Origin of the sequence: Bacillus sp. JJ1503 (genome assembly GCF_036965125.1) — a bacterium.
GTDB lineage: Bacteria > Bacillota > Bacilli > Bacillales > Cytobacillaceae > Cytobacillus.
The window spans coordinates 1-3,037 of record NZ_JBALOZ010000090.1 but is presented as its reverse complement, the minus strand read 5'-3'; the positions used below and the strand labels follow the sequence as shown (position 1 = coordinate 3,037).

Genomic DNA, 3,037 nt, shown 5'->3' with positions numbered 1-3,037 from the left:
CTCAAATCGAGCGGATATTTTTTATTATTAATTTTGAAGTAAATCTATGGATGAAAAGGAAGTGATTGTAACTAAAGGGAATCCTATTTCGTCAAAAGCTATAAAGGGGGGACAGCAATGAAGAAAAAATGGTTCACTATAGGCGGAATTTTTACAGTTATAACAGTGATGTTTTCATTTTTCCTCATTACACAATTAAAGGTTGTCAGTGGGATGGATACAAGAAATGATAAGACCATTGTCCTGCAGAATAAGATTTGGAAATTTAACTTTTCCGCTAAACTAGATCCAAAAAGTGTAAATGAAAAAACGGTTTATGTGATAGATGAAAAGGGACAAAACCAAAAAGTGAAAGTGAATGTCAGTAAGGAGGGAAACTCTGTTATTGTAGAACCTCCTGATGGCGGATATTCATTAGAGGCAAAATATTATACTTTGCATCTGAGCTCAGATATAAAATCTGCCCTCGGAAAAAAACTGCTTTCTGGGAAGAGCCAATCCTTCGAAGTAAAAGACACTCTTCCTTCAGTTAAATCAAAAACTGCCTTAAATGAATTATTATTAAATCGTGTAAAGGAAGAAGAGAAGAAACATAAAACAGGTTTTTCAATTAGCGTGAAGGAGTCTTCACAGGAAAGTGCGGCAGCTGATAAAAGCGGGTCTAATTATTCTGAAACGAATGTTCAGGTTCAGGGAATCGATGAAGCAGATACGGTTAAAACAGATGGTTCGCATATTTATCAGGTCGTGGACGAAAAGGTCCAAATCATTAAAGCAGCTCCTTCCGATAAGATGACATTAGAGTCTGTGCTATCATTTGACCATTCTTTTTCTCCTTACCAGCTTTTTATATACGAGGATCAGTTAATTATTTTAGGAAATAGCTACGGGAAGATGCCGTACCCGACACAGAAAGAAATAGCCAAAATTGCCATTGCTCCTGTACACGAAACAACGAAAGCCATTATATACAATATTGAAAATAAACAGACACCGAAAAAAATAAGAGAATTCGAAATGGAAGGCTCACTGCTTTCATCTAGGCTTATGAATGGAAAAGTCTATCTTATTGCTAATAAATATCCAGATGTTTGGATCTTGAAAGACAATCCAGAAATTGATATACGCCCTAAGTATTCCGATTCATTAGAGAAACCAGGCTTGCAGCCAGTTGATTTCGATCATATTCAGTATTTTCCTGGATCGAGCGAAACAAATTTCACAAATATTGCTGTAATTGATCTAGATAAACCAACTGAAAAAATTTCCGTATCCACCTATTTAGGCAGCGGCAATAATCTTTATATGTCAAAAAATAATCTCTATATAGCGGTCAGCAACTATTATTGGTTTCCACATATAGACGGTAAATCTGAACAGCCAGATACAACTGTTTATAAATTTAACGTGGATGGCATGAAGGTGGAATTTCATAGCTCGAGTGAAGTTCCGGGAACGGTATTAAACCAGTTTTCCATGGATGAATATGCTGGGTATTTTCGCATTGCCACGACAAAGGGCTATGTTTGGGATGACAAGCGGCCTTCAGCGAATAATCTTTATATATTGGATGAAAATCTAAAGCAGGTAGGTGAACTTGAGGATCTTGCAAGGGGAGAGCGAATTTATTCAGCAAGGTTTATGAATGATCGCATTTACATTGTGACCTTTAGAGAGACGGATCCGTTATTTGTCATTGATGGAAAGGACCCGAAGAATCCAAAGATTCTAGGGGAATTGAAAATACCAGGTTTCAGCAATTATCTGCACCCATTTGACGAAAATCATCTCATTGGTTTTGGTTATGATACAAAGGTAAGCGGGAAAGGTCCCGGTAATCAGCCAATCATTTTAACGGATGGGGTAAAAATTTCCCTTTTCGATGTAAGTGATATGTCAAATCCGAAAGAGAAATTTACGGAAATTATCGGAGGCAGAGGTACGTACTCACCATTAAATCATGATCATAAAGCACTCTTGTTTGATAAAAAGAAAAATCTTTTTGCCTTTCCAATTACCGTTCATCAAAACAAACCAAATAGTGAATATGAGTCTACATTTGAGTTCCAAGGAGGATTTGTTTACAACATTGATTTAAGAACGGGCTTTCACTTACAAACGAAATTAACACATCAGGATCCTCAAGCACCATATGAGGAATGGGAGAATCAAATTAATCGGATTATTTATATTGGAAACTCCCTATATGCCTTATCCCCAACCAAAATATCATCATACGATCTAAATTCGTATCATCAGCAAGGGGAATTAAGCTTGAAAAAATAACACCCATTTTTTGGGTGTTATTTTTATTGAATAATCAATGATACTTGTCCATAATATAGTATATATCTCTTACATAATTCAGAACTAGACTGCTAGATTCCTAGTCCAACAATCAAAAAAGGCTGGAGATCCATATGAATCAAATAATTTATTTTATTGGCTCTTATTTTATCGGCAATATCCTGACTGCTCACATTTTTTTAAAGCTTTTTGGGAAAGGAAATGTACATAATCAAGGTTCCGGAAACCCAGGAGCACGAAATATCGGACGATTATATGGAAAAAAGGCTTTTGTCATTACATTTCTCGGTGATGCATGTAAAGGCAGTATTGTCATCATAATTGGAAGATATCTGCAATTTACAGAATTGGAAATGCTGGCTGGCCTTAGCCTAGCTGTAATCGGACATATTAAACCAATCCTTTTTCGATTTAAAGGCGGAAAAGGAATTTCAACCTTTATCGGGGGAATCATTACATTCGAGCCATTGCTGGCACTGGTCATTATCATTGGTTTTTTACTATTTTTCCCTTTTACTAAAAGCTTTACGATTGCAGGACTTGCAGCCATTTGCCTGATACCATTTTCTATTTCGTATCTTTACCATTCCATTGAACTTTTATGGATAGTAGCAGCAATAATTATCATTCTTATTTTTGCGCATTCAGAAAACTTATTAAGAAAAATTAAGCAAACTTAGTCTTACATTAGCAAACTATATTTTATTCATAATCTGGAGTGTTTACCATA

The 3,037-nt window shown here is 35.7% G+C and carries 2 protein-coding genes; both read left to right on the top strand.

The window, feature by feature from the left end:
• The first annotated feature begins 117 nt into the window (after positions 1 to 117).
• A complete protein-coding gene (locus V7149_RS08425; RefSeq protein ID WP_335345202.1) occupies positions 118 to 2,286 on the top strand; it encodes a beta-propeller domain-containing protein in 2,169 nt (722 codons plus the stop codon).
• Positions 2,287 to 2,420: 134 nt separating this feature from the next.
• Positions 2,421 to 2,987, top strand: a complete 567-nt coding sequence (locus tag V7149_RS08420; RefSeq protein WP_335345201.1) for a glycerol-3-phosphate acyltransferase — start codon at positions 2,421 to 2,423, stop codon at positions 2,985 to 2,987.
• Positions 2,988 to 3,037: the final 50 nt, after the last annotated feature.

What these genes read in the sequence shown, in the direction of transcription:
- V7149_RS08425 (WP_335345202.1), top strand. Translation starts at nt 118, where the DNA reads ATGAAGAAAAAATGGTTCACTATAGGCGGAATTTTTACAGTTATAACA.
- V7149_RS08420 (WP_335345201.1), top strand. Translation starts at nt 2,421, where the DNA reads ATGAATCAAATAATTTATTTTATTGGCTCTTATTTTATCGGCAATATC.